The following is a 1,788-nucleotide window of genomic DNA, read 5'->3' on the forward strand; positions in this document are numbered from 1 at the left end:
GACCTCGCCCGCCGGTTCATGTGCCGGTTCATGCGCCGGTTCATGCGCCGGTTCATGCGCACGAAGCGTGTCGCCGGGCAGGCCCGAAACCGGTAGCGTACCGTCATGCTCACAGCCAATGCTTCCGATGCGGCGCGGGACTCCGGGGTGACGACGCCCGCGCTCGATGATCCACGCTACCAGGCCGTGCTGTCGCGCGACCGCACATGGGATGGCGCGTTCGTGTTCGGCGTCACCTCCACGCGGATCTACTGTCGTCCCTCCTGTCCGTCGCGGCGCCCGCGCGCCGACCGGGTTCGGTTCTTCTCCGGTCCCGACGACGCGCGCCAGGACGGATTCCGCGCCTGCAAGCGGTGCCGCCCAGACGAGGCCGGCGTGCAGGGCGGCACGACCTCGGCGATCGTCCGCGCGCTGATCCGGCTGGATGGCGCTGACGAGACCGTGCCGCTTCCCTCGCTCGCCGAGACCGCCGGCATGAGCCGGGCACATTTTCAACGCGCGTTCACCCGCGTGGTGGGATGCTCACCGCACGAGTGGCAGGCGGCACGCCGCGCCGACCGGCTGCGCTCCGCGCTGGTCTCGGGTGCCGGGGTCACGACCGCCGCCTACGACGCGGGCTTCGAATCGCTCCCCAGTGCCTATGCGGCCGCCGATCGTCATCTCGGCATTTCGCCGGGCGCGCTGCGGCGCGGCGCACCGGGCGAAACGGTGTTCTACACCGTCGCGTCCTGCGCGCTGGGGCAGGTGCTCGTGGCGATGACCGCTCGGGGCGTGTGCCGCGTCATCCTCGGTGACGACGCCGCGGCGCTCACCGCGCAGCTCGAGGACGAGTTGCATGCCGCCACGCTGGTGGCCGATGACCCGGTGGTCCGCGACGTGGCCGCTTCGGTGATCGCGGCCGCCAGTGGCGCGACGCTGCAGCGGGAGCTGCCGCTCGACCTCCGCGGCACCGCGTTCCAGCAGCGGGTGTGGAAGGAGCTCACGCGGATTCCGCGCGGCGAGACGGTGACCTACGCCGAGCTGGCGCGGCGGGTGGGCGCGCCGGGCGCGACGCGGGCCGTGGGTACGGCGTGCGGCGCGAACCCGGTGGCGGTGGTGGTGCCATGCCACCGGGTGCTGCGGGGGGATGGGGCGCTCGGCGGCTACCGCTGGGGGACGGAGCGGAAGGCCCAGCTGCTGGCGTCGGAACAGGAGCAACGCGGCGGCTGACGTCCCACGCCGTTTGCACCGCTAATGCATCGCGACAGGTTGAATCCCGAACGCATTCAAACGTCCTGTTCGCTTGCACTGCGCTTCGGCAGATCGTACTGGTGGAACTCGGCGCCATACCCACAGGCGGCTGATGTTGCTTCACCCGAATGCGGAAATACCCAATGAGCGGACATGGATCGAAGCCACTGCGCGGGCTCCTGAGCACCGGTCAATCGAGCATCGGGACCGCCAGGTTCGGACGCATGTTTCGATGGCTGGAGCCGGCGCAATCGCCGAAGAATGCAGCGGAAGAGTTGCAGATCGAGGCGATGATGCAGGAGCTCGCCGGCCACATGGTCACCAGCGAATTCGCCGAAAACGTCGACGACGGGGACCCGACGCCGGATGCGGCGATCACGACCTCCGAACCGGAGGATGAAAGTCCGACCATTCCCGCGGGATACACGTATCTCGGTCAATTCATCGACCACGACATCAGCTTCGATCCCGCGTCGTCGCTGCAGCAGCAGAACGATCCCGATGCGCTCGAGGACTTTCGTACACCGCGATTGGATCTCGACTGCATCTACGGCCGCG

Annotated in this window: 2 protein-coding genes; both read left to right on the forward strand. The window is 69.1% G+C overall.

The window, feature by feature from the left end:
* Nucleotides 1–105: 105 nt before the first annotated feature.
* A complete protein-coding gene (gene ada, locus VFE05_16385) occupies nucleotides 106–1,209 on the forward strand; it encodes a bifunctional DNA-binding transcriptional regulator/O6-methylguanine-DNA methyltransferase Ada (GenBank protein ID HET6231653.1) in 1,104 nt (367 codons plus the stop codon).
* 164 nt (nucleotides 1,210–1,373) lie between these two features.
* On the forward strand, nucleotides 1,374–1,788 hold a 415-nt coding region (locus tag VFE05_16390), incomplete at its 3' end, for a hypothetical protein (protein ID HET6231654.1).

It is taken from the genome of Longimicrobiaceae bacterium (genome assembly GCA_035696245.1).
GTDB lineage: Bacteria > Gemmatimonadota > Gemmatimonadetes > Longimicrobiales > Longimicrobiaceae > DASRQW01.

Bases quoted from the DNA above. Each gene is read 5' to 3' on its own strand.
- ada (HET6231653.1), top strand. From the start codon at position 106: ATGCTCACAGCCAATGCTTCCGATGCGGCGCGGGACTCCGGGGTGACG.